The following is a 22846-nucleotide window of genomic DNA, read 5'->3' as shown; positions in this document are numbered from 1 at the left end:
TGCGGGTGACGCTCAGGCGTCGGTGGACTCGGCGGCGGGGGCCTCAGCGGCCTCGGCGGCAGGCGCCTCAGCAGCCTCAGCGGCGGGCGCCTCAGCAGCCTCAGCGGCGGGCGCCTCAGCAGCAGCCGCACCCTCGTTGGCCTCGAGCAGCTCGCGCTCCCACTCGGCCAGCGGCTCGGCGGTCTCGCCGTCCTTCTTCTCACCGCCGGTGTGGCGGGCGATGGTGCCCTCGGCCACGGCGTCGGCCACCACCCGGGTCAGCAGGGCGACAGCGCGAATGGCGTCGTCGTTGCCTGGGATCGGGAAGTCGACCTCGTCCGGGTCGCAGTTGGTGTCGAGGATGGCGACCACCGGGATGTTGAGCTTGCGCGCCTCGGCGATCGCGAGGTGCTCCTTCTTGGTGTCGACGATCCACACCGCGGAGGGGACCTTGCTCATGGTGCGGATACCGCCCAGGGTCCGCTCGAGCTTGTCCTTCTCACGGCGCATCATCAGCAGTTCCTTCTTGGTGCGGCCGGAGGCGGCCACGTCCTCGAAGTCCACGTCCTCGAGCTCGGCGAGGCGAGCCAGGCGCTTGCTGACGGTCTGGAAGTTGGTGAGCATGCCACCGAGCCAACGCTGGTTGACGTACGGCATGCCCACGCGCGCGGCCTGCTCGGCGATGGCCTCCTGCGCCTGCTTCTTGGTACCGACGAACAGGATCGTGCCGCCGTGCGCCACGGTCTCCTTCACGAAGGAGTAGGCGCGGTCGATGTCGGCCAGCGACTGCTGCAGGTCGATGATGTAGATGCCGTTGCGCTCGGTGAAGATGAAACGCTTCATCTTCGGGTTCCAGCGGCGGGTCTGGTGCCCGAAGTGGACGCCGCTCTCGAGGAGCTGGCGCATGGTGACGACGGCCATGGCTCGTCCTTTCCGGCGCGGCGTGTCGCCGCGCGTCGTGGGTCGCGGGGCGACCCGTTCCGGTTCCTCGGCCGTCCGGGTTCGGACGACCGCCTGGTGTCCGCGCCTCCCCGCGACCACAGAGGGACCGTGGCGGGGCGGCTCGATCAACGCACTCCCCCGCGCTGCGGCGAGGGCTGTCGATCGATGTGCGGGCACGCGATGTCAGTCGACCGCAGTCGACTGCGTCACCCATGGTACTCCACGCCCGTCCGTCCTCGTGCAGCAGCACGCGGGTGTGGCGCCGGCGCGGCGCCTCGTTCACCCCTGTCCCCACCGCCCCGTTCCTCCGTGGTTCTCCACAGCGTGGGGACCGCGGCCCCGCCGGGCCGTGATCCTCGGCAGGCTGCGGGCATGCCTGCACCCTCGGGGCGCGCCGCGCTCCTGCTCACCCTCCTTGCCCTCACCGTGACGACCGCACTCGCCGTCGACTCACGCCCAGCGGCGTTGCACGCCGCAGTCCCGCACGGTCAGGCCGAGCCGGGCGCGTGGCCGGCCGAGCGCGTGCGCTACGACTGGCCCGTTGCGCAGCCCGTCGTCCTGCGGGCGTTCGATCCACCGGATCAGCCGTGGCTGCCCGGCCACCGAGGGGTCGACCTGGCGCTGGCGGCAGGAGAGCCGGTCCGTGCGGCGGCCGACGGGGTGGTGGCGTTCGCCGGTCCGGTCGCCGGGCGCACGGTGGTCTCGATCGACCACGCCGACGGCGTACGGACCACCTACGAACCGCTGGCAGCGATCGTGAGCACCGGGGAGTCGGTGCAGCGAGGCGCCGTGATCGGCCTGCTCAGCCCGGTGGAGCGACCAGGTCACGCGGCGGACTCGGGCCTGCACTGGGGCGCGCGGCTGGGGTCGGACTACCTCGATCCGCTCTCCCTGGTACAGCCGGTGGCGATCCGCCTGCTCGAGTGAGCGAGCCGAGTCGGATGCTCACCCGAGGCGGCTCAGGCGTGGGGGTGCGCCTGGCGGTAGGCGGCCATCAGCCGCTCGGAACTGACGTGGGTGTAACGCTGGGTGGTGGCGAGCGAGGCGTGCCCGAGGTACTGCTGGATGGCGCGCAGGTCGGAGCCGCCGTCGAGCAGGTGAGTGGCGGCGCTGTGCCGCAGCCCGTGGGGCGCGAGGTCCGGCACCCCGGCCGCGGCGCTCGCCCGGTGCACGATCCGCCGCACCGTGCGAGGGTCGATGCGGCGGCCCCGGACGCCGAGGAACAGGGCGCGGGTCTGCGCCGATTGCGAGAACTCCTGGCGCAGCCGAAGCCATTCCTCCAGCGCCCGTGCCGCGGGGGCCCCGAAGGGCACCATGCGCTCCTTACCTCCCTTCCCGAGCACGCGCAGCAAGCGCTCGCCCAGGTCGGCGTCGGACACCTCCAGTCCGCACAGCTCCGAGACGCGCAGAGCACTGGAGTACAGGATCTCCAGCATCGCGCGGTCGCGGGCGTGCACACCGCGAGCGCGTGCCGCCTCGAGTTCGCCGTCCTCAGCGGGTGCGCGCACCCGGTGGTCCCGCTCCCCCGCGGTGTCATCAGCCGCCTGCGCGGACACGGCCGGCACACCCGGTGTGGTCACGAGTGCCGCTGACTGCGCCGCCGTGAGCACCACGGGCAGCGTGCGGTCGGCGCGCGGCGAGCGCAACAGCAGCGCCGGGTCCGTGGCCAGGTGCCCACACGCGTGCGCCCAGGCCGTGAACGTGCGGACGGAGGCACCTCGGCGCGCGATCGTCGAGCGCGCGAGTCCGCGCTCGTGCTGCCGGGCGAGCCAACGCCGCAGCACCGCCAGGTCCAGCCGAGTCAGATCGGCGCCGGTCGCGTCGCCCGGGGCCTGCGCCAGAAGATCGGCGACATCGCCCGCATAGGCCCGCACGGTGTGTGCGGAGCGCCCACGCTGCAGCCTCAAGTGATCGCTGAACTCCTCCACGAGGGCCGCATCGCGCGGGCGTGCACTCGCCGGCGTGGAGCCCTGGACCATGGCCCCATGGTGCGCCCCTGCGCGGCCCTTGGCAATGACACGGCCCGGCAAGTCCAGGGTCTCGACCGACCGCGTCACCGGGCGGGCGCCAGCCGCTGGAACATCAGGTGGTCACGCCACTGTCCGTCGATGCTCAGGTACTGCGGTGCCAGGCCGTACTGCACGAACGCGTTACGCCGCAGCACGGCACGCGAGGGCGCGTTCTCGGGGAGGGTCTCGGCCTGCACCCGGTGCAACCCCAGCTGCGAGAACGCGAACCCGATCGCGAGCGTCGCGGCGCGGGTGGCGTGCCCGACCCCGGTGTCCGCCGCGCCCACCCAGTACCCCAGGGAACAGGACTGCAAGGCGCCGCGGACGATGCCGGCGAGAGTCACCTGCCCGATGACGCGGCCCTGCGTGGTGATCGCGAACGGCACCCCGTCGCCGTTCTCGTAGGCCCTCAGCAACTGCTCGACGTACGCGGTCTGCCCCTGCCTGGTGACGAACCGGGCGGGTCGGGTGGGTTCCCACGGCCGAAGGTGATCGGCGTTACGCGCCCGGAGCTCGGCCAGGAGCGGGGCGTCGTCGAGGTCGAGCAGGCGAAGCGAGGTGCGTGCGTCGTCCACGGCCACTCCTCCCTCGCTCGCCGTCCGGACCGCCCGAATTCAGTCAACCACAGGACCGTGGGCGCTGGAACGGCGAGGGCGCCTCGATCGCCGCAGCCGAGCGCCGTCCCGCTCCAGGTGACCGCCGAGTTCCAGCCTGCCCAGTGCGGCATTCACCTCCCGCGGAGCAAGGCCGCTGGCACGGATCAGGGCGTCGGGGGTGGCGCTGCCCCGTGCCGGCAGGGCCTCCCAGACCGCGAGCTCGCGTGCCGCGAGCCCCGGGGGCGGCCCGACCTGATCGCCCTGTGGTGCGCCGGGCTCGACCGTGGAGACCGATACCTGCTCACGAGCCTCCGGCCGAGTCGCGTCAGCGGACTCGACCAGGCTCATGACCTCGGGCACGTCCGTGACGCAGATCGCGGCCTGGTCCCGCAGCAGGCGGTGGCAGCCGGCAGAGGCCGCGGAGGTGACCGGCCCGGGTACGGCCCCGACCGGGCGCAGCAGCCGCGCCGCGTGCCCCGCGGTCGAGAGCGTGCCGGAGCGCCACCCCGCCTCGACCACCACGCAGGCTGCCGCGAGCGCCGCGATCAGACGGTTGCGCGTGAGGAACCGAGCCCTGGTGGGCGAGGACCCCGGCCCCAGCTCCGCCACCACCGCACCCTCCCGGGTCACCCGGTCCAGGAGTTCGGCGTTCCCCGCCGGATAGAGGCGGTCCAGCCCACCCGCCATCACCGCGAGGGTGTCACCGCCACGAGCAAGGGCGGCCTGATGCGCCACGGCGTCGATCCCGTACGCGCCGCCGGAGACCACCACCCCGCCGGCCGCCACCACCCCGGCAGCGAACTCGGACGCCACGTGAGCGCCGTAGGCGGTACTGGCGCGCGCCCCGACGATCGCGACGCCCCCGGAGCGGCATCGACGGGGCAGGTCAGGATCGCCCCGCACCCACAGGCAGTGCGGTTCACCGAGGCCGAGGTCGGCGAGCGCCCGTGGCCAGCGCGGGTCCTGGCGTGTCAGCACCGTCCCGCCCAGCCGTTCGACCACGGCGAGCTCCCGCTCGGGGCGGACCACCTCCAGCCGAGGTGCCCAGCGCTCACGCGCCCGATGCCACACCCGCGGGTCCCAGGGCTCACACGGCGGCTCGAGGTTCCCCCCGGCGCCACCCAGGACCCACCGCAGGGCGGCGACGTGGCCCCGATCAGCCACCAAGGTGGCGGCGGCCAGGTCCCCCGGTTCGGCCATGCGTCCCCACGCCACCGCCGCGTGCCGTGGATCCTCGGGGTCCCACCCCCGCACGGCGCTGCGCACCGGCTCACTCATGGCGTCCCCGCATCCGCAGCGTCATCGCGGTGGCCACGTCATCGGGTCCCGGGCGTTCGGCACCCGAGAGGTCGGCGATGGTCCACGCGAGCCGCGTCACCCGGTCGGCGCCGCGCAGGCTGAGGTGACCCAGTTCGACGGCGCGCCGCACCTCGCGACCGGCGTCATGCGTCAGCGGGTGCTGGCTGCGCAGCCATGCGCCGGGCACCGCGGCGTTGGTCTGCCACGGGGTAGCCCGCCAGCGTGCCGCCATGGCACGGCGCGCACTCGCCACCCGCTCCGCGACACTCGCGGAGGCCTCGCCGGGTGCCGCGCCCAGTGCGCCGGGCGTGGACCGCGGCACCTCCACCTGGATGTCGACCCGGTCCAGGAGCGGGCCGGACAGTCGTGCGGCATAGCGGCGCCGCTGCAGCGAACTGCACACGCAGTCCACGGCCTTCCCCGAGCCACGGCCGCACGGGCACGGGTTCGCGGCGAGCACCAGTTGGAACCCGGCGGGATAGTCGGCGCTGCCCACCGCGCGGTCCAGTCTGATGCGTCCGCTCTCCAACGGCTGACGCAGGGTGTCCAGGACCCTCGCGGGGAACTCCGGTGCCTCGTCGAGCAGGAGCACGCCGCAGTGGGCACGCGAGGCCGCACCCGGGCGTGGCACCCCTGAACCACCCCCCACGATCGCGGCCGGCGAGGCCGTGTGATGGGGCGCCTCCAGCGGCGGGCGGCGCAGCAGTCCGTTGCTCGGTTCGAAGGTGCCGGCCACGGAGTGCACCGAGGTGACCTCCACGGCCTGTGCCTCGGTCAGGTCCGGCAGGATGCCGGGCAGCCTCGCGGCGAGCATCGTCTTCCCGGTTCCCGGCGGGCCCACCAGGTAGAGGTGGTGGCCCCCGGCGGCGGCGACCTCCAGCGCATACCGGGCGAACTCCTGGCCGGCGACGTCGGCGAGGTCGGGCTCGACACGAGGTGGGGCCGCTGCGACGGTGCGGCGCACCGGGTCGAGCGCGCCAACGCGCACGTCCGCGCCGTAGCGAGCGGCGAGCTCGGCGAGATGCGTCACACCGGTGACCTGGGCCCCCGGCACCAGCCGTGCCTCGGCCACGTCTGCTGACGGCACGACCACCCTCGTGAACCCCGCCGCTACACACGCGAGGACCATCGGGAGGATCCCCCGCACGGGGTGCACCCGCCCGTCGAGGCCGAGTTCCCCCAGGTGCACCACCTCGGGGGTCTGCGTGGCCAGGATGCCCGCGGCGCCGAGCACACACACCGCAACGGCGAGGTCGAATCCGGAACCCGCCTTCGGCTCGGAGGCGGGCAGGAGGTTCACGGTGATCCGACGCGGTGGGAAGGTCAGCCCGCAGGACTGCACGGCGGCGCGGACCCGCTCCCTGGCCTCCGCGAGGGCGGGGTCGGGTCGACCCACGAGGCTGAAGGCAGGCAGCCCGAGCGCGACGTGCGCCTCGACCTCCACCACGGTGCCCGCCATCCCGCGAAGGTTGACGGCGCGGGTGCGGTACACCATCACGCCACCCCCCGCAGGTGCGTGACCTCGGGTATCCGGCCCGGAGCGAGGGTCACGGCGATCACGTCGATGCGCACCTCGCCTGTCCGCACGGTCTGCTCCGCGAGCCAGTGCCCGAACAATCGGCGCAGGCGCGCCACCTTCGGCGGTGTCACGGCCGCCAGCGCCCCTCCGAAGGTGGCGCTGGTGCGCGTCTTCACCTCGATGGCGACGACCGTGTCACCCTCGCGTGCGATCAGGTCGATCTCGCCACGTGCGACTCGCCAGTTGCGGGCGAGCAACTCCCAGCCCTGATCGACCACCCACTGCGCTGCGAGTTGTTCCCCCGCGCGCCCGACCTCGTCCTTGTACGCCACGGCGCATCACCTCCGCGACCAGCGTGCGCCGCTCGCGCGGGAGACCGGGGTGCGCCTGGGGACAACCGCACCGGGTGTGGTCGTGGTGCTACCTGGGGACAGCCAGGATCGGCGTCACGGCGCGTCCGGCATCTGCAAGTCCGCCGGCGAGAGCTCCTCGACGTTGACGTCCTTGAACGTGACCACACGCACCTGCTTGATGAACCGGGCCGAGCGGTACACGTCCCAGACCCAGGCGTCGGCGAGCGTCAACTCGAAGAAGACCTCTCCGCCCGCCGAGCGCACCTGCAGGTCCACCGAGTTGGCCAGGTAGAACCGGCGTTCGGTCTCCACCACGTAGTTGAACAGGCCCACGACGTCGCGGTACTCGCGGTAGAGGGCGAGCTCCAGTTCCGTCTCGTAGTTCTCCAGGTCCTCTGCGCTCACGGGACCATCATGCCAACTCGACCCCCCGCGACGGGTCCGCGACGCCGGGCAGACTCCACGATCGTCGGTGCAGCCCACAGGCTCCGTGTCGCGCGAGGGCGGCGATGTGGCTCGGGGAGGCGTACCCCTTGTTGGCGGCCCAGTCATAGCGCGGGTCCCGTGCGTGTTCGGCGCGCATGATGGCGTCCCGTTCCACCTTGGCCAGCACGCTGGCAGCGGCCACGCTCGTGCACAGCCGGTCGGCCTTGACCCGCATCACCACCGAGGCCGGAGTCTGGTCCTGATCGTCGGCCTCCACGCGGTCGGTCTCGAGCGAGGTGAGCAGGTCCTGCGGCGCGGTGAGCCAGTCGTGGCTGCCGTCCAGCACGACCACCTGGGGCCGATGTGCGACCGGGAGAGCCCGCAGTGCCCGGTTCCCAGCGAGCCGGAGCGCCGCGATGATCCCGATGGCGTCGATCTCCTGCGCGCTCGCGTGCCCGACGGCGCTCGCGAGCGCCCACCGCGTGATCGCGGGGACCAGCCGCTCCCGCGCCGAGGCTGTGATGATCTTGGAGTCCCGGATCCCCGGGGGTTGGCGACGGCGCTCGGCGTCGACGACGACGACGCCCACGCTGACCGGGCCTGCGAGGCAGCCCCGCCCGACCTCGTCCATCCCCGCGACCACGTTCGCGCTGCGCAGCAACTCGCGCTCCACCGCCATGGTGGGCGCGGGTCCCGCGGCGGGGCTAGGACGCCTCGGGGACATCCGCGAAGGTCGTACCCGGATTGCGCAGGAGTCCGACCCTGTCCAGCGGCCAGATGGTGACCTGGGCGACTCCGACGACGTTCTCGATCGGCACCGTGCCGCCACCCGGCGCACCCTGGTGGTAGCGGGAGTCGGCGGAGTTGGACCGGTTGTCACCGAGCACGAACAGGTGCCCCTCGGGCACCGTGACCTCGAAGGGCACGTCGCTGGGTGCGGCTCCCTCGATCACGTACGGTTCGTCGATCGGCACACCGTTCACCGTGACGCGCCCGTCCTGCCCGCAACACGCCACGGTGTCGCCCGGCAGACCGATCACGCGCTTGATCAGGTGGGAGCCGGTGTTGGCGGGCAGGAGTCCCACGAACTCCCCCACGGTGATCAACCGCTGCTTCAGGGAGTCGGGATCGGCGTCGTCACGCAGCCACCCGCCCGGGTCCTCGAAGACCACGATGTCTCCGCGGTGGACCTCCAGCAGGCCGGGGGCGAGACGGGAGACCAGGACCCGGTCGCCCACCTCGAGGGTGTCCTCCATGGAGGAGGAGGGGATGTAGAACGCCTGGACCAGGAAGGTCTTGACGAGCAGGGAGATGACCAGCGCGATCGCGACGACCAGCACGGTCTCCTTGAGCGCGGAGAGGGATCGCCGGGACCGGCTCGGCTGCGCCTGAGGGCCATCGGGCCCGGGGACGTCAGAACCCGGCTGCCTCGAGTCGGTCATCACGTTCCTTTCGAGGTAGCCGGGTCCTGATGCGGTGCTGCGAGTCAGCGCTTCTCGCGGATCTTCGCGGCCTTGCCTCGCAGGTTACGCAGGTAGTAGAGCTTCGCGCGACGCACGTCACCACGGGTCACGACCTCGATGTGGTCGATCGTGGGGGTGTGGATCGGGAAGATGCGCTCCACACCCACACCGAAACTGACCTTGCGGATGGTGAAGGTCTCGCGGACCCCGCCCCCGGAGCGGGCGATGACGACGCCCTGGAAGACCTGGACGCGCGAGCGGCTGCCCTCGACGACCTTGACGTGGACCTTCAGGGTGTCGCCGGGACGGAAGTCGGGGACGTCGTCGCGCAGCGAGGCGGCGTCAACCGCATCGAGCTTCTGCATGGGTGCTCCTCATCGTGGGCCACAGGTCACACGGTGGTGTCGTGGCGCCGGTCGGCGCCGTCTGATGATCGATCGGGTGGTCCCGGGTGCCGACAGTGCTCGCCCCTGTGGCAGCGGCATGCGGCGGTCGTTGCGGGACCAGCGACCTATTCTGCCACACCCCGCGGGAGGGTCCGCAGCAGCACGTGGTCGTGGTGTTCGGCGGCGCCCACCTGATAGGTGCGCTCGCCCACCGGCTCGAACCCGTGCCGCCGGTAGTAGCGCAACGCGTTGACGTTCTGCGCGTTGACCCCGAGCCAGACCGCGTCCGCACCGGCGTCCGCGGCGGCCCGCAGCACCGCTCGCATGAGTTCGGCGGCGCACCCGGTGCCCTGCGCGCGCGGGAGGACGTAGCACTTGGAGAGTTCGGCGAGCCTCCCCTCGAACGCGGGGGCGTCCGCGCCACGCCCGTCCAGGTGCACGAGGGCGTATCCGAGGGCGGCGTGTGCGTCGTCGTATGCCAGGAGCACGACCTCGCCCGGGTCGCGCAGGTAGTCGGTGAACACCTGGACCGAGAGGTGCTCGGCGATGTGGCGGCGCACATCGGCGAGGGTGGCGGAGTCCGGGCAGGCGAGCGGGAACGTCATGGCCGCGAGATCGGCCACCAAGGCGGCATCGGCGGGTTCGGCGCGCCGCACCCGCACCGGCCCGATGAGTCGCCCGTGTCTGCCTGGTTCGACCCCCTCCACCGCGAGTGCGGCCAGGTCGCGGCGGGAGAGCTCGGTGACCGTGAGCGGTGGCAACAGATCCGGGCGCCGACGCGCGGTGCGCTCGAGCGCGCGCTCCCGCCGCCAGCGTTCCACCGCGCCGTGGTTGCCCGAGGTGAGCACCTCGGGCACCGCCAGGCCCTCCCACAGCGCCGGGCGCGTGTAGACGGGGTACTCCAGGATCCCGTCCCCCTCGAACGACTCCTCGGCGATGCTCTCGGGGTTGCCGAGCACCCCGGGCAACAGTCGGACCACGGCTTCCAGGAGCACGAGTGCGGCGACCTCCCCGCCGTTGAGCACGTAGTCCCCGATGGAGAACTCCTGGACGCGCCGGATCGTGGGATCGCCCGCAGCGCGCTCGGTGACCCGCGCGTCGATTCCCTCGTAGCGCCCGCAGGCGAGCACATACCGCACGTCGCCGGCGCTCGCCTCGCGGGCCAGCGCGTGCGCATCGGGCTGTGTCAGCCGCGCGCCACTGGGGGTCGGGACGAGGAGAACGACCTCGCGCGGGTCGGCATCGACACCCTCGGTGCTCGCGCCAGCCACCGTGGCCCCAGCGCGTGCGGGACGCCGGCCCGTGGCCTCGATCGCGGACCACCACACATCGGGGCGCATCACCATGCCGGCGCCGCCCCCGAACGGGGAGTCGTCCACCGTGCGGTGTCGGTCAGTGGTGACATCCCGCAGGTCATGGACGGCGATGTCCACCAGGCCGCTCTCCCTCGCCTTGCCGACCAGGGAGAGATCCAGAGCGTCCAGGTAGCCCGGGAAGATCGAGACGACGTCGATGCGGGGAGCCAGATCGCCGCGGGCACCTGGTGAGGCGCTCACTGCGGCTCTCCCGGCTCATCGACCAGCAGGCCTCCGGGCGGGTCCACCACCAGGTATCCCTCCGACACCCTGACCTCGGGCACGATCGCCGTCACGAACGGGACCGAGGTGCGCGCTCCGGAGGGTTCGCGGATCTCCAGGAGATGGTGGGCCGGCATCTCGCGCAGACCGAGCACCTCACCGAGCACCCGACCGCTGGGATGGCGCACCTGCAGACCCACCAGGTCGGCGGGGTACCACGCGTCGTCCTCGGCGAGGGCCTCCCCGATGAGATGCACCCCACGTAGCCGCTCGGCCGCCGTGCGATCGCTCACCTCGGCGAAGCCGATCAACTCGGCCGATCCGCTGCGGCGGCGGCTGCTCACCGACAGGTCACCCAGCGCCGGGTCATCGGTGCCGACCCGCTGCCCGACGGCGAGGCGCTCCGGTGTGTCGGTACGGATCTCGAGCTTCACCTCCCCGCGCAGACCGTTGGCTGCGCCCAGGCGGGCCAGGATGACCTGGCCCTCGGGGATGCTCTGGCGACTCACGATGGACTCCTCGCTGCTACCGACTGCTGTGATGACGAAACAGGTCGCCCACCCCGTGGGGTGAGCGACCTGTCTCCTGGGTGTTGCGGGGCCTAGCGGCGGTCGACGTCGATGACGTCGATGCGCACCGGGTGCCCGGAGATCGCGCCGACCACGGTGCGCAGCGCTCGCGCGGTGCGACCGGAGCGGCCGATCACGCGGCCGAGATCGGCGGGATTCACGCGCAGCTCGAGGAGCTCACCACGGCGCAGCGATCGCGGCGTGACCTCGACGTCGTCGGGGTTGTCCACGATGCCACGCACCAGGTGCTCCAGAGCGTCCGCGAGCATCTCAGGCCTCGGCGTCGGTCTCGTCGCCGGAGGCGTCCTCGGCCGCGGCCTGCGCGGCCGCCTTCTGCTCGGACGCCTTCGCCTTGCGCAGCTCCGCGTCGGCCTCGGCTGCGGCCACGGCCTCGGCCGTCGCCTCGGCGGTCACGCCACCCTTGGTGCGCAGGGTGCCCTCGGCACCCGGAAGGCCCTTGAACTTCTGCCAGTCGCCGGTCACGCGCAGGAGCGCCGCGACCTGCTCGGTCGGCTGGGCGCCGACGCCGAGCCAGTACTGGGCCCGCTCGGATGAGATCTCGATGAGCGAGGGCTCCTCGGTCGGGTGGTACTTCCCGATCTCCTCGATCACGCGACCGTCCCGACGGGTGCGGGAGTCGGCGACGACGACACGGTAGTAGGGAGCGCGGATCTTGCCCAGGCGCTTGAGACGAATCTTGACTGCCACGGTGGTGGTACTCCTGATGGTTTCGGGTCGACGCGCTCCGCCACCCGGGCGTGGGGCACCCTCGGAGGAGTCGTCACGGACACGGCAGGCACGGTGAGAGGGCCGTGACCGCCGGGTACAGCGGTCCATTGTGCCAGATCCCCGGCACGAGTGCGCACACCGACCGGCGGCGTGGCACTCAGCGATCGAGAAACTTCCCCAGGCCGTCGGGTAGATCGAGCTTCGGGGGTGCGCCGTCCTGCGGCTCGATCCCGAAGGCGGAACCCGCCGGCGAACGCTGCTCGGCCTTCTGCGCGGCCGCGCGCTCCTGCGCCGCACGCTTGGCGGGGTTACCGCTCTTACCCTTCTTGCGCTTGTTCTGCTGCGGCGCCATCCGGCCCTTGGACTTCTTGCCCATCCCCGGCATCGAGCCCAGGCCGGCGGGCATGCCGCCGCCCGCCATCGCACCGGCCATGCCACCACCGCCGCGCGCCATCGAGCGCATCATCGTCTTGGCCTGGTCGAAACGCTGCATGAGCTGATTGATCTCGGTGACCGTGGTGCCCGATCCCCGGGCGATGCGCGAGCGTCGCGACCCGTTGATGAGCTTGGGGTTGCGCCGCTCGGCCGGTGTCATCGACCGGACGATCGCCTCGACCCGGTCCACCTCGCGCTCGTCGAAGTTCTCCAGCTGCTCGCGGATCTGTCCCATGCCGGGGAGCATCCCCAGCATCTTCTTCATCGACCCGAGCTGCTTCATCTGCTGCATCTGCTGCAGGAAGTCCTCCAGGGTGAAGTCGCCGTCGCCCGCGATCTTGTTCGCGAGCTCGGCGGCCTGCTCCTCGTCGAAGGCGCGCTCGGCCTGCTCGATGAGCGTCATCACGTCGCCCATGTCCAGGATCCGCGAGGCCATCCGGTCGGCGTGGAAGCGCTCGAAGTCCCCGACCTTCTCCCCGGTGGAGGCGAACATCACCGGGGCACCGGTGACCGAGGCCACCGACAGCGCGGCACCACCACGGGCATCGCCGTCCAGCTTGGAGAGCACCACGCCGGTGAATCCGACCCCATCGGCGAATGCCTGTGCCGTGGTCACGGCGTCCTGACCGATCATCGCGTCGATGACGAACAGGATCTCGTTGGGCTGCACGGCGTCGCGGATGTCAGCCGCCTGCTGCATCAGTTCGGCGTCCACGCCGAGGCGGCCGGCGGTGTCCACCACGACCACGTCGTAGTACTGCTCCTTGGCGTGCGCCACACCGGTGCGCGCCACTTCGACCGGGTCTCCGACCCCGTTGCCCGGTTCGGGCGACCAGACCGCGACCCCCGCTCCCTTGCCGACGATCTCCAGCTGCTGCACGGCGTTGGGTCGCTGCAGGTCGCTGGCCACCAGGAGGGGCGAGTGACCCTGCTCCTTCATCCAGCGACCGAGCTTGCCCGCCAGGGTCGTCTTCCCCGCTCCCTGCAGGCCGGCGAGCATGATGACGGTCGGCCCCCGCTTGGCCATGTGCAGGTCACGCGTCTCGCCGCCCAGGATCCGGGTGAGTTCCTCGTGCACGATCTTGACGATCTGCTGCGCGGGATCGAGGACCTGCGAGAGTTCCGCGGCCGCGGCCTTCTCCCGCACCGAGGCGGTGAACTCGCGCACCACGGGCAGCGCGACGTCGGCGTCCAGGAGGGCGCGCCGGATCTCGGCGATCGAGGCGGAGATCTCCGCGTCGGACAGTCGCCCCCGGCCGCGCAGGTTGGCGACGGCGGAGGTGATGCGATCGGACAGGGTGGCGAACACGTGGAACCTTCTGGCTGGGACTGGAGGTGGTCCTCAGGGTATCGCGAGCTGTGCCCGGATCCGGTGCGTGAGGGTCTCCACGAGGGAAGCGCGCCACGGTGTCCACGCCTTCGGGCCCGCGGCGCGGGCGTCGGCCTCGGTGAGCACGCGCAGCATCTCGAAGGTCTCCGCGTCGCCGTCGACCGCATCGATCACGGCCTGCGCGGTCTCGGGGTCCTCGGGATCGGATCGGGTGGCCTGCTCCGCCAGCACCAGGTGGACCAGGACGAGCCGCTGCACCAGCGCCGTCTCCTGCGGGTTGAACCCGAGCCCCGGCAGCATCTCCCCCACGATCTCGGCACCGGTCACGCTGTGGTCGGCGGCCCCGGCGATCTTGCCGATGTCGTGGAACAGGGCGGTCACCAGGAGCAGGTCGCGGTGCGGGGTCTCCTTCGGCGCCTCGCCGGCGTTGATCGCGGTCTCCACCATGTGGCGGTCCACGGTGTGGATGTGGATCGGATTGCGCTGGGGTCGGTTGCGCACCGCCCGCCACGCGGGGAACCACTGCGTGACCACGCCCTCGAGGTCCAGCGCCTCCCACACGTCGGCCTGCGCCCGCCCGGCCCCGAGGAGGTGGATGAGGTGGTGACGCGCCGCGCTCGGCCATGGTGTGGGCAGCGGGGGCGCGGTGGCCAGGGAGGCGACGGTGACCGGGGAGAGCGGCAACCCGCCGCGCGCGGCCGTGGCCGCCGCACGCAGCGGCAGGACCGGGTCGTGGGACAGGTCGACATCCGCGGCCAGCACGATCTCGCCGTCGTGCTCCACGAGTCCCTCCGCCACGGCCCGCAGCCGAGGCGCCACGCGACGCCCCCGGATCAAGGTGGGCCCGCGGCGCGGGCTGGGCCGGCGCAGCGCCTGCCGGGCGCGACGCACGGTGACGTCCAGGGAGTAGGCCACGGTGCGCGCGGCCTCGGCCAGGGAGGCCAGCAGGTCGTCCCGATCGTGGTACCCGCAGCGGCGCGCGACGGCGTCGCTGTCGCCCTGCAGCAGCCGGTTGGTGTGGCGCCCGGTCTCCAGGGCGACGGCGTCGCGCACCGTGAGCAGGTGGTCGTGCGCCCGGTCGAATGCGCCGTGGGGCCGGTCCGTCAGCCAGGTCGCGGCGAGAGCATGGACGACGACCGCGTCGCGGATTCCGCCCCGTGCCTCCTTCAGATCGGGCTCGATGAGGTAGGCGAGGTCACCGGTGCGCTCGGCCCGGGTGCGGGTGGAGGTCAGGAGTTCGGGCAACCGCCGACGCGCGGCGCTGCGCCAGTCCTCCAGCACGGCGCTGCGCGCGCGGTGCACCACGGCGGCGTCGCCCGCCACGTGGCGCAGGTCCAGCAACCCGACCGCGGCCACCAGGTCACGCGAGGCGATCTGGCGGCACTGCGCGAGGGTGCGCACCGAGTGGTCCAGGTCCAGGCCCGCGTCCCAGATCGGGTACCACAGCGCCTCGGCGAGCGCACCGACCTGCTCCTGGGTGAGGGTCTTGCCGTCGTGGATCAGCAGGCAGTCCAGGTCGCTGGTGGGCCCGGCGTCACGGCGGGCCAGGGAACCCACCACGGCGAGCGCCACGCCGTGGTCCAGGTCGAACCCGAGGCGCGCCGCGGCGTCCTGCCACAGCAGCGAGAGCGCGCCGTCGACCAGGTCGGCGAGGCCGCGCCGGTAGTCGGCACCGCACAGCAGGCTCGGGGCCTCGCCCGCGGCGAAGGGTGGTGCATCGGGCGCCTGGATGTCGTCGGTGTGGGCCACAGGTCCGCCGGGGGCGTCGAGCAGAGCGCGGCGGAGGTCCCGCACCCCAGGGTGCGGGACCTCCTGTCCGTCGCCTGCTCGTGCGTCGGGCACGTGCGAGTCGATGACTACAGCGCTCCTGCCCCGTGCTCGCCGGTGCGGACGCGTGCCACGTCCTCGACGGGCACCACCCACACCTTGCCGTCGCCGATCTTGCCGGTCTGCGCGGCCTGCACGATGACGTCGGTGACGGTGGACGCGGTCTCGGAGTCCACGAGGACCTCGATGCGCACCTTGGGCACGAGGTCGACCGTGTACTCAGCGCCACGGTAGACCTCGGTGTGACCCCGCTGGCGGCCGTACCCGCTGGCCTCGGAGACGGTCATCCCACGGATGCCGGCGGCCTCCAGGGCTGCCTTCACGTCGTCCAGACGGTGCGGCTGAATGATTCCGGTGACAAGCTTCATCTCAGTTGCCCTCCTTGATCAGGCGTCCGGCGGTGATGCCCTCGTAGGCGGACTCACCGTGCTCGGCGAGGTCGATCCCGGCGGACTCGACGTCGTCGCTCACGCGCCAGCCCATCACGGCCTTGATGAATGCGGCAATCACCCAGGTGATGACACCGGAGAAGATCAGCGCGACCACCGCGATGACGACCTGGATGATGAGTTGGTCGAAGCCACCGAAGCCGAAGGCGCCCTCGGAGAAGAACACCGAGCCGTCCACGGCCAGGAAGCCGATGAGCACGGTACCGACGAGACCACCGACGAGGTGGACACCCACCACGTCGAGCGAGTCGTCGAAGCCGAACTTGTACTTCAGGCTCACGGCGAAGGCGCAGCAGACACCGGAGATGGCGCCCAGGAAGATCGCTCCCACCGGGTTGATGGACCCGGCTGCCGGGGTGACGGCGACCAGGCCCGCGACGATGCCGGACGCGGCACCCAGCGAGGTGGCGTGGCCATCGCGCAGCTTCTCCACGACCAGCCAGCCGAGCATGGCGGCCGCGGTCGCGGTGGTGGTGTTGACCCAGGCCCAGCCGGCGACGCCGTCGGCCGCGAACGCGGAACCGGCGTTGAAGCCGAACCAGCCGAACCACAGCAGCCCGGCGCCGAGCATGGTCAGCGTCAGGTTGTGCGGGCGCATCGGCACGGTGCCGAAGCCCTTGCGCTTGCCGATGATCAGGGCGAGCACCAGCGCGGCGATACCGGCGTTGATGTGGACCACGGTGCCGCCGGCGAAGTCGATCGGCGCCGTGTTGGCCTCACCGTCGGTGGTCCCGAAGATCCCGGCAGCGATGGAACCCTCCGCGCCGGAGAGCAGGCCACCACCCCACACCATGTGGGCCATCGGGAAGTAGCTCAGAGTCACCCAGATGGCCGTGAAGACCAGCCAGGCGGAGAACTTCACGCGCTCGGCCAGTGCGCCGGAGATCAGGGCGACGGTGATGATCGCGAAGGTCACCTGGAAGGCGATGTCGATGACCTGGGGGTAGGCCCCGAGACCCTCGATGAACTCACCCGTCTCGTCGAAGATCGCTCCCGACAGCCCGAACTGGGCGAACGGGTTCGCGAAGATCCCGCCGACGCTCGCGTCCGGGGCGTAGGACATCGACCAGCCCCACAGCACGTAGACGACCCCGACCACGCCCATGGCGCCGAAGGACATCATCATCATGTTCAGCACGGACTTGGCGCGCGACATACCGCCGTAGAACAGCGCAAGTCCGGGGGTCATGAGCAGCACCAGTGATGCCGAGGTCAGCATCCAGGCGGCGTTACCGCTGTCCCACTCCATACGAATCCTCTCCTCGTGGCGCGACCGCTATCGGTCGCCGTACCCACGAGGGTGGTCGCTCGCCGTTTCCGCGACTTGGTGATCGTGTTACGCCCACGTGACGGATGGCGGGTCTGGGTGAAATTCTCGTTGCTCGGGGCATCCTCGCCACGATCCGATGCCCACCGGGGCGATCGGAAGTGCTACGGACGCTCAGGCCGTCTTGTCACGCCGCCTTGTCACCCAGGAGGGCGTCGACGAAGCCCTCCGGGTCGAAGGGGGCCAGGTCATCGGCCCCCTCCCCCAGTCCCACCAACTTCACGGGGATCCCGAGCTCCTTCTGCACGGCCACCACGATGCCGCCCTTGGCACTGCCGTCCAGCTTGGTCAGCACGATTCCCGTCAGGTTCGCCACCTCGCTGAACACCCGCGCCTGGCGCAGCCCGTTCTGACCCGTGGTGGCATCGAGCACGAGCAGGGACTCGCTCAGCGGCGCCCTGCGCGAGGAGACCCGCACGATCTTGCCGAGTTCGTCCATCAGGCCCGCCTTGTTCTGCAGCCGCCCGGCGGTATCGATGATCACCACGTCCACGCCCTCGGCCCCGCCACGCGCCACCGCCTCGTGCGCCACACTCGCGGGGTCGGCGCCCTCACGCTCGGAGCGGACCACCTCCACGCCGACCCGCGAACCCCAGGTGGCGAGCTGGTCGGCCGCGGCGGCGCGGAAGGTGTCGGCGGCCCCGAGGAGCACCGTGCGTTCCTCGGCACGCAGCAGGCGCGCGAGTTTGCCCACGGTCGTGGTCTTGCCTGTGCCGTTCACGCCGACCATCAGGACCGTGGCCGGCACGTTCACCATGGCCTCGCCCGCCTCGCCCGCCTCGCCGGCGTCGGACGCGCGTCCGCCGGCGAGGGGGCGGGGATCCAGCGAGAGCGAGCGGTCCATCGTGGGGTCCACCTGCGCGAGGAGGAGTTCGCGCAGGATGGCGCGCACCCGCTGCGGGTCGCGGCTGCCCTCGACCCGGAGTCGGGTGCGCAGCTCCTCCAGGAGCTCGGTGGTGGGCGCAAGGCCGAGATCGGCCTGCAGGAGGGTCTCCTCGAGTTCCTCCCATGCCTCCTCGTCCAGGGTGTCGCGCCCGAGCACGGCCAGGAGTGCCTGCCCCAGGGCCCCGGATCGTGCGAGGCGACCACGCAACCGGACCAGGCGGGAGTCCACGCTCTCCGGCACCTGGATGGCGGGTGCCGCGGTGGTACCTGCGCCCGATGAGCCCGGCGTGGGTGCCACCTCGGTGGTGACCTCGCGGGGAGCCCCCGGGGTGGACGGCGACTCCTCGGATCGGCGTCGGGACCGGATGACCAGGATCGCCGTGACGATCGCCGCCACCAGGACGATCGCGACGGCGATGAGGACGATCTGCTGCGTGGTCATCGAACGGTGCCCTCCCGGGTGGTCGAGGGCGCGCTGGCCTGGAGGCCGGCGTGTGCCGAGTCGGCGTGCGCGGAGTCGGCGTGCCCTGCCTCGGCGCCGTCGTCCTCACCGGCGCGCGCTCGCTCGAGGTCACGCTCCCGAGCCTTCTGCCGCTGGCGGGCCACGAACTCCTCCAAGCGCGCGTCGAAACGTTCCTCGTACCGCTGCGGCACCGTCAGGTAGCCCGGTCCGCTCTCCGCGTCCGCCAAGATGTCGGCGAGAGTGGCCTCGTCCTGGAGTTCATCGAAGCGATCACCGCGTGCACCGGCCCCGCGTGCGCCGGCCCCGCGAGCCGGGGCCTGCGCTGATTGTGAGGCCGTCGCGTCGTCCACGAAGACGCCGCGCAGCATTGCCCACCAACCCTGTTCCGGGCGGTGTGCGGACATCATCACGACCAGGATGCCGATCGTGAGGGCGACAGCAAGGAACACCACAGCGAGCGCGGGAAGGCCAGACATGTCATTCAGTATCCCCGTCCCGTTCCCCGCTCGACCCGCAGGCGGGGCGGAGGAGATGTGAAGGTCTCGTGAGTTCTCTCACACCCGCCCGGAGATCTCGGGCGGGGACTCCCCCGCGCCCCTGGTCGAGGGCGGACCGGCCGCTGAATCCGAGGAACCCAGCCGTTGGGAGACCACCCGCGAGACACCATCGCCGCGCATCGTCACCCCATAGAGGGCATCGGCGATCTCCATCGTGCGTTTCTGGTGGGAGATCACGATGAGCTGGGAATCCGACCGCAGTTCCGTGAAGATCTCCAGGAGTCGGGAGAGATTCACGTCGTCCAGGGCTGCCTCGACCTCGTCCATCACGTAGAACGGGCTCGGTCGGGCCCGGAAGATCGCCACCAGGAGCGCCACGGCGGTCAGGGAACGCTCCCCACCGGACAGCAACGACAGCCGCTTGACATTCTTGCCCGGTGGTCGCGCCTCCACCTCGATGCCCGTGGTCAGCATGGATGTGGGATCGGTCAGCACGAGACGGCCCTCCCCGCCGGGGAACAGACGGTCGAAGACCCCGCGGAACTCCCGCTCGGTATCTGCCCACGCCTCGGTGAAGACCTCCTCGACCCGTGCATCGATCTCCGCCACGATGCGCATGAGGTCCGCGCGCGTCTTCTTCACGTCGGCGAGTTGCTCCACGAGGAAAGCGTGTCGCTCCTCCAACGCCGCGTGTTCCTCCAACGCCAGCGGGTTCACCTTCCCCAGCAACGTGAGCGCGCGTTCCGCCGCTTTCAAGCGCTTGGTCTGGGCGGCCCGGTCGTAGGGCACGGTGCGCGGCTCGGCCGGTCCGGTGCTCTCTTCGCCGTCGGTGGGCGGGACCTCCTCCAGGACAGGCACCGGCTGATCCGGCCCGTACTCCTCCACGAGGATGTCCCCCTCGAGCCCGAGTTCGTCGAGCGCGCGTTGTTCCAGGGTCTCCACCCGCAGCCGGTGCTCGGCCCGAGCGACCTCGTCCCGGTGCGCGGCGTCGCTTGCGAGCCGCAGTTCCTCCCGGATCGACTCCACCTCGGAGCGGGCAGCGGCCAGCAGGCCGGCGGTCTCATCGCGCCGTGCCGCAGCGCCCTCACGCGCCAGGCTTGCGGCGGCGAGGGAACGCTCCAGGAGGGCCAGTGCCTCCTCCCCCTCACGTACCACGTCAGCCGCTGTCCGGCTGCGCCGCCGCCGTGCCTCGCGCGCGATCTCCGCCTCGCGCCGCGACTGGCGCTCCGCCTGCGCGGCGGCCGCCAAGCGGTGCGCCCGGCCACCCGCCGCACGCTGCCGCTCCTGCGCGGTGCGGGCCAGAAGGCGGGCGTCCGTCTCCGCCGTCCGTGCCGCCGCCGCCTCCTGTTGGGCGGCGTCGCGGGACTGTGTGGCCTTCGCGACGTCCGCCGCCTCCCCGGAGCCGTCCGCGTCACCCGTGCGGGCGGCAGCGAGGCGGTCCTGCAAGTCGGCGCGTTCGGCCTCGCGCTGCCGGAGGGCGTCCTGCGCGGTCGCGATCGCGCCCTGGGAGCGCTCCGCCTCGGCCGCAGCGGCACGAATCTGCGAACCCAGGCGCCCGAGCTGGTCGGCCACGGCGGCCAACCGGGCATCCGAGGCGTTCAGCGCCGCCAGCGCGTCACGCACCTGCGCGGAGGCCTCGGTGACCTCCTCCTGCGCGCTCGTCAGGTCGAACCGGGCGCGGTCCGCACGGGCGCGGGCATCCTCGAGCCCGGCCTCGGCCTCCGCCCGGGCAGCGTTCAGTGCGATGAGGTTGCGTTCCCGCGGCTGGCCGACCTCCACCCGCCCACGGGTGTGCACCGCACCGTCCCGGGTCACCACCTCCCGGACGTCGGCGCGCGCCAGAGCGGCGTCCGCCGCCGCCAGGTCCTCCGCGAGTGCGACTCCCGCCAGTTCCAGCGCGACGACGTGGCTTGCCTGGTCCTCGCACCGCACCACCGCGGACGCCCACATCGGAGGCTCACCGTCGGCAGCGTCGGCAGCGTCGGCAGCGTCGGCAGCGTCAGCAGCGTCAGCAGCGTCAGCAGCGTCAGCAGCGTCAGCAGCAGCATCGCCGTCAGCCGCAGCGCCCGCCCCCGCGGGCACCAACGCGAGGGAGAGCCGGGGTTGGTCCTCCCGGAGGACCCAGTCGGAGACCGCGAGCGCCGCGTCGGTGTGCACCAGCACGCCCTCCAGGACGTGCCGCAGCGCGACGGCGATCGCCGCCTCCCAGCCCTGGCTCACGCTGAGGTGGTCGGCGAGCGGGCCGAGCACCCCCGGCAACCCGGTCTGCAGGACGGCCGCGGCGCCGTCGCCCCGCTCGCTGGAGAGGGTGAGTGCCTCCAGACGTGCCTGCCACCGCTCCGCCTCACCGCCTGCCGTACGCAGGGTCTCGGTGAGGTGCTCCACGCGCTCGCGGGCACGGTCCTGCCGCTGGATCGCGCGCTCGTGCTCGGCGTCCAGGTCCTCCTCGCCCCGTTCGTCGCCGGCGACCTGCTGTTCCAGGTGGGCGAACTCGGCGCGCGCTCTCTCGGCCCTCGCGGTGGCGTCGGCTCGCGCGGCGGTGAGTCGTTCGATCTCGGCGCGCTGGGCCTCGATCCGGCTGGTGGCCGCGGCCACCTGCCCCTCCAGACGGGCCAGCCCCTCGCGGCGCTCCGCCGCAGCGCGATGCACCCGTGCGAGTGCGCGCTCATGCTCGGCGGCAGCGGCCTCGGCGGCCTGACGGCGGGTGGTCGCCTCGGCCAACGCCTGTTCGGCTGCCTCGACCTCCGCGGCGATCTCCGCGTCCAGTTCGCGGGCGCGCGCGGCCTGCGCATCCAGTTCATCCGGGTCCGGGCCCGTGCGTGGCGCACCGGCCTGGGAGTCCAGCAGTGCCCGCCGCTCGGCGGCGAGCGACACGGTTCCCCGCAGTCGTTCGCGGATACCGCTGAGGCGGTACCACTGCTCGGTGGCCCGGGCCAGGGCTGGAGCGGCCTGCTCCGCCTCGGCCTCGCGCTCCGCATAGCGCCGCTGGGCGCCCGCGAGCGTCGCCTCGAGTTCGCTCTTGCGTGCCTCGATCGCCGCCAGGTCGGCCTGGCCCTCCTGCAACCCCTGGCGCGCGGCGGCGAGATCATCCGCCAGGAGCCGGGCCGCAGCGTCGCGCAGATCGGCCTGGATCACGGCCGCTCGCCGGGCCACGGCGGCCTGTTTGGCCAGGGGGCCGAGCTGGCGTCTGATCTCGGTGACCAGGTCGCTGATCCGGGCGAGGTTCCCGGCCGTGGACTCGAGCTTGCGCAGCGCCTTGTCCTTGCGGCGGCGGTGCTTGAGGATCCCGGCGGCCTCCTCGATGAAGCCACGCCGTTCCTCCGGGGTGGCGCGCAGGACCGCATCGAGTTGCCCTTGCCCGACGATGACGTGCATCTGGCGGCCGAGGCCGGAGTCGGAGAGCAGGTCCTGGATGTCCAGGAGCCGGCAGGTGGTGCCGTTGATCGCGTACTCGCTGCCGCCGGAGGCGAACATGGTGCGCGAGATCGTCACCTCGGTGTAGTCGATCGGCAGTGCGCCGTCGGCGTTGTCGATCGTGAGGGACACCTCCGCACGGCCGAGCGCCGGCCGCGAGGAGGTGCCCGCGAAGATCACATCGGCCATCTGGCCGCCGCGCAGCGACTTCGCGCCCTGTTCGCCCATGACCCAGGCGAGGGCGTCGACCACGTTGGACTTGCCGGAGCCGTTGGGCCCCACCACCACGGTGATGCCCGGCTCGAAGGTGAGGCTGGTGGCGGACGCGAAGGACTTGAAGCCCCGCAGCGTCAGCGACCTCAGGTACACGTG

Annotated in this window: 22 protein-coding genes; 1 reads left to right on the top strand and 21 read right to left on the bottom strand. The window is 72.1% G+C overall.

Going from position 1 to position 22846, the window contains the following annotated elements:
* Positions 1-12: 12 nt before the first annotated feature.
* The gene (gene rpsB / locus ATL40_RS04285) at positions 13-900 is read right to left on the bottom strand and encodes a 30S ribosomal protein S2 (RefSeq protein ID WP_098468456.1); all 888 of its coding nucleotides are present in this window, start codon (positions 898-900) and stop codon (positions 13-15) included.
* 393 nt (positions 901-1293) lie between these two features.
* Between rpsB and ATL40_RS04280 the strand changes: the two genes are divergently transcribed.
* Positions 1294-1848, top strand: a complete 555-nt coding sequence (locus tag ATL40_RS04280; protein WP_098468455.1) for a murein hydrolase activator EnvC family protein — start codon at positions 1294-1296, stop codon at positions 1846-1848.
* A gap of 32 nt (positions 1849-1880) precedes the next feature.
* Here the strand turns inward: ATL40_RS04280 and ATL40_RS04275 are convergent, their stop codons facing one another.
* The 20 genes from ATL40_RS04275 to smc form a co-directional block, all read right to left on the bottom strand.
* Positions 1881-2900 carry a tyrosine recombinase XerC gene (locus ATL40_RS04275; protein WP_098470276.1) on the bottom strand — a complete coding sequence of 340 codons (1020 nt, stop codon included), beginning with the start codon at positions 2898-2900 and terminating at the stop codon, positions 1881-1883.
* A 74-nt stretch (positions 2901-2974) separates the two neighbouring features.
* On the bottom strand, positions 2975-3505 hold the full coding sequence (locus tag ATL40_RS04270) for a GNAT family N-acetyltransferase (protein WP_098470275.1): 531 nt from the start codon (positions 3503-3505) through the stop codon (positions 2975-2977).
* A gap of 39 nt (positions 3506-3544) precedes the next feature.
* The gene (dprA, locus tag ATL40_RS04265) at positions 3545-4804 is read right to left on the bottom strand and encodes a DNA-processing protein DprA (protein ID WP_098468454.1); all 1260 of its coding nucleotides are present in this window, start codon (positions 4802-4804) and stop codon (positions 3545-3547) included.
* Positions 4797-6320 carry a YifB family Mg chelatase-like AAA ATPase gene (locus ATL40_RS04260; protein WP_245866716.1) on the bottom strand — a complete coding sequence of 508 codons (1524 nt, stop codon included), beginning with the start codon at positions 6318-6320 and terminating at the stop codon, positions 4797-4799. Before ATL40_RS04260 ends, dprA begins: the two co-directional genes overlap by 8 nt.
* On the bottom strand, positions 6320-6676 hold the full coding sequence (locus ATL40_RS04255; RefSeq protein ID WP_098468452.1) for a YraN family protein: 357 nt from the start codon (positions 6674-6676) through the stop codon (positions 6320-6322). The genes ATL40_RS04260 and ATL40_RS04255 overlap by 1 nt, the downstream gene beginning before the upstream one ends.
* Before the next feature lie 114 nt (positions 6677-6790).
* A complete protein-coding gene (locus ATL40_RS04250) occupies positions 6791-7102 on the bottom strand; it encodes a DUF2469 domain-containing protein (protein ID WP_098468451.1) in 312 nt (103 codons plus the stop codon).
* A gap of 7 nt (positions 7103-7109) precedes the next feature.
* Positions 7110-7802 (bottom strand): ribonuclease HII, encoded by a 693-nt coding sequence (locus tag ATL40_RS04245; protein ID WP_245866712.1) that lies wholly within the window; start codon positions 7800-7802, stop codon positions 7110-7112.
* Positions 7803-7827: 25 nt separating this feature from the next.
* The gene (gene lepB / locus ATL40_RS04240; protein WP_098468449.1) at positions 7828-8565 is read right to left on the bottom strand and encodes a signal peptidase I; all 738 of its coding nucleotides are present in this window, start codon (positions 8563-8565) and stop codon (positions 7828-7830) included.
* 44 nt (positions 8566-8609) lie between these two features.
* Entirely contained in the window at positions 8610-8951 is a 342-nt protein-coding gene (rplS, locus tag ATL40_RS04235) for a 50S ribosomal protein L19 (RefSeq protein ID WP_098468448.1), read from the bottom strand.
* Between the two features lie 146 nt (positions 8952-9097).
* Positions 9098-10528, bottom strand: a complete 1431-nt coding sequence (gene trmD / locus ATL40_RS15625; protein WP_211283059.1) for a tRNA (guanosine(37)-N1)-methyltransferase TrmD — start codon at positions 10526-10528, stop codon at positions 9098-9100.
* Positions 10525-11058: a ribosome maturation factor RimM gene (gene rimM / locus ATL40_RS04225; RefSeq protein WP_245866711.1), complete on the bottom strand. Its 534-nt coding sequence runs from the start codon at positions 11056-11058 to the stop codon at positions 10525-10527. Before rimM ends, trmD begins: the two co-directional genes overlap by 4 nt.
* A gap of 92 nt (positions 11059-11150) precedes the next feature.
* Positions 11151-11387 carry an RNA-binding protein gene (locus ATL40_RS04220; protein WP_098468447.1) on the bottom strand — a complete coding sequence of 79 codons (237 nt, stop codon included), beginning with the start codon at positions 11385-11387 and terminating at the stop codon, positions 11151-11153.
* Between the two features lies 1 nt (position 11388).
* Positions 11389-11826 (bottom strand): 30S ribosomal protein S16, encoded by a 438-nt coding sequence (gene rpsP / locus ATL40_RS04215; protein ID WP_098468446.1) that lies wholly within the window; start codon positions 11824-11826, stop codon positions 11389-11391.
* A 178-nt stretch (positions 11827-12004) separates the two neighbouring features.
* Positions 12005-13591 (bottom strand): signal recognition particle protein, encoded by a 1587-nt coding sequence (gene ffh, locus ATL40_RS04210; RefSeq protein WP_098468445.1) that lies wholly within the window; start codon positions 13589-13591, stop codon positions 12005-12007.
* A gap of 33 nt (positions 13592-13624) precedes the next feature.
* A complete protein-coding gene (locus tag ATL40_RS04205; RefSeq protein ID WP_245866708.1) occupies positions 13625-15454 on the bottom strand; it encodes a [protein-PII] uridylyltransferase in 1830 nt (609 codons plus the stop codon).
* A 14-nt stretch (positions 15455-15468) separates the two neighbouring features.
* The gene (locus ATL40_RS04200; protein WP_098468443.1) at positions 15469-15807 is read right to left on the bottom strand and encodes a P-II family nitrogen regulator; all 339 of its coding nucleotides are present in this window, start codon (positions 15805-15807) and stop codon (positions 15469-15471) included.
* Between the two features lies 1 nt (position 15808).
* Complete coding sequence (locus tag ATL40_RS04195; protein ID WP_098468442.1) at positions 15809-17137, bottom strand: ammonium transporter; 1329 nt, start codon at positions 17135-17137, stop codon at positions 15809-15811.
* A gap of 205 nt (positions 17138-17342) precedes the next feature.
* Positions 17343-18542, bottom strand: coding sequence for a signal recognition particle-docking protein FtsY (gene ftsY, locus ATL40_RS04190; RefSeq protein WP_098468441.1), 1200 nt, complete (start codon positions 18540-18542; stop codon positions 17343-17345).
* Positions 18539-19039 carry a hypothetical protein gene (locus ATL40_RS04185; RefSeq protein WP_143556862.1) on the bottom strand — a complete coding sequence of 167 codons (501 nt, stop codon included), beginning with the start codon at positions 19037-19039 and terminating at the stop codon, positions 18539-18541. Before ATL40_RS04185 ends, ftsY begins: the two co-directional genes overlap by 4 nt.
* A 78-nt stretch (positions 19040-19117) precedes the next feature.
* Positions 19118-22843 (bottom strand): chromosome segregation protein SMC, encoded by a 3726-nt coding sequence (smc, locus tag ATL40_RS04180; RefSeq protein ID WP_098468439.1) that lies wholly within the window; start codon positions 22841-22843, stop codon positions 19118-19120.
* Positions 22844-22846 lie beyond the last annotated feature (3 nt).

It is taken from the genome of Serinibacter salmoneus, assembly GCF_002563925.1.
Lineage (GTDB): Bacteria > Actinomycetota > Actinomycetes > Actinomycetales > Beutenbergiaceae > Serinibacter > Serinibacter salmoneus.
The sequence above is the reverse complement of the archived record's forward strand: the minus strand, read 5'-3'. Positions and strand labels throughout refer to the sequence as shown.

Coding starts and splice junctions, on each gene's coding strand:
- rpsB (WP_098468456.1), bottom strand. CDS start 900: ATGGCCGTCGTCACCATGCGCCAGCTCCTCGAGAGCGGCGTCCACTTC.
- ATL40_RS04280 (WP_098468455.1), top strand. CDS start 1,294: ATGCCTGCACCCTCGGGGCGCGCCGCGCTCCTGCTCACCCTCCTTGCC.
- ATL40_RS04275 (WP_098470276.1), bottom strand. CDS start 2,900: ATGGTCCAGGGCTCCACGCCGGCGAGTGCACGCCCGCGCGATGCGGCC.
- dprA (WP_098468454.1), bottom strand. CDS start 4,804: ATGAGTGAGCCGGTGCGCAGCGCCGTGCGGGGGTGGGACCCCGAGGAT.
- ATL40_RS04260 (WP_245866716.1), bottom strand. CDS start 6,320: ATGGTGTACCGCACCCGCGCCGTCAACCTTCGCGGGATGGCGGGCACC.
- ATL40_RS04245 (WP_245866712.1), bottom strand. CDS start 7,802: ATGGCGGTGGAGCGCGAGTTGCTGCGCAGCGCGAACGTGGTCGCGGGG.
- lepB (WP_098468449.1), bottom strand. CDS start 8,565: ATGACCGACTCGAGGCAGCCGGGTTCTGACGTCCCCGGGCCCGATGGC.
- rplS (WP_098468448.1), bottom strand. CDS start 8,951: ATGCAGAAGCTCGATGCGGTTGACGCCGCCTCGCTGCGCGACGACGTC.
- ATL40_RS04220 (WP_098468447.1), bottom strand. CDS start 11,387: ATGCTCGCGGACGCTCTGGAGCACCTGGTGCGTGGCATCGTGGACAAC.
- ATL40_RS04200 (WP_098468443.1), bottom strand. CDS start 15,807: ATGAAGCTTGTCACCGGAATCATTCAGCCGCACCGTCTGGACGACGTG.
- ATL40_RS04195 (WP_098468442.1), bottom strand. CDS start 17,137: ATGGAGTGGGACAGCGGTAACGCCGCCTGGATGCTGACCTCGGCATCA.
- ftsY (WP_098468441.1), bottom strand. CDS start 18,542: ATGACCACGCAGCAGATCGTCCTCATCGCCGTCGCGATCGTCCTGGTG.
- ATL40_RS04185 (WP_143556862.1), bottom strand. CDS start 19,039: ATGTCTGGCCTTCCCGCGCTCGCTGTGGTGTTCCTTGCTGTCGCCCTC.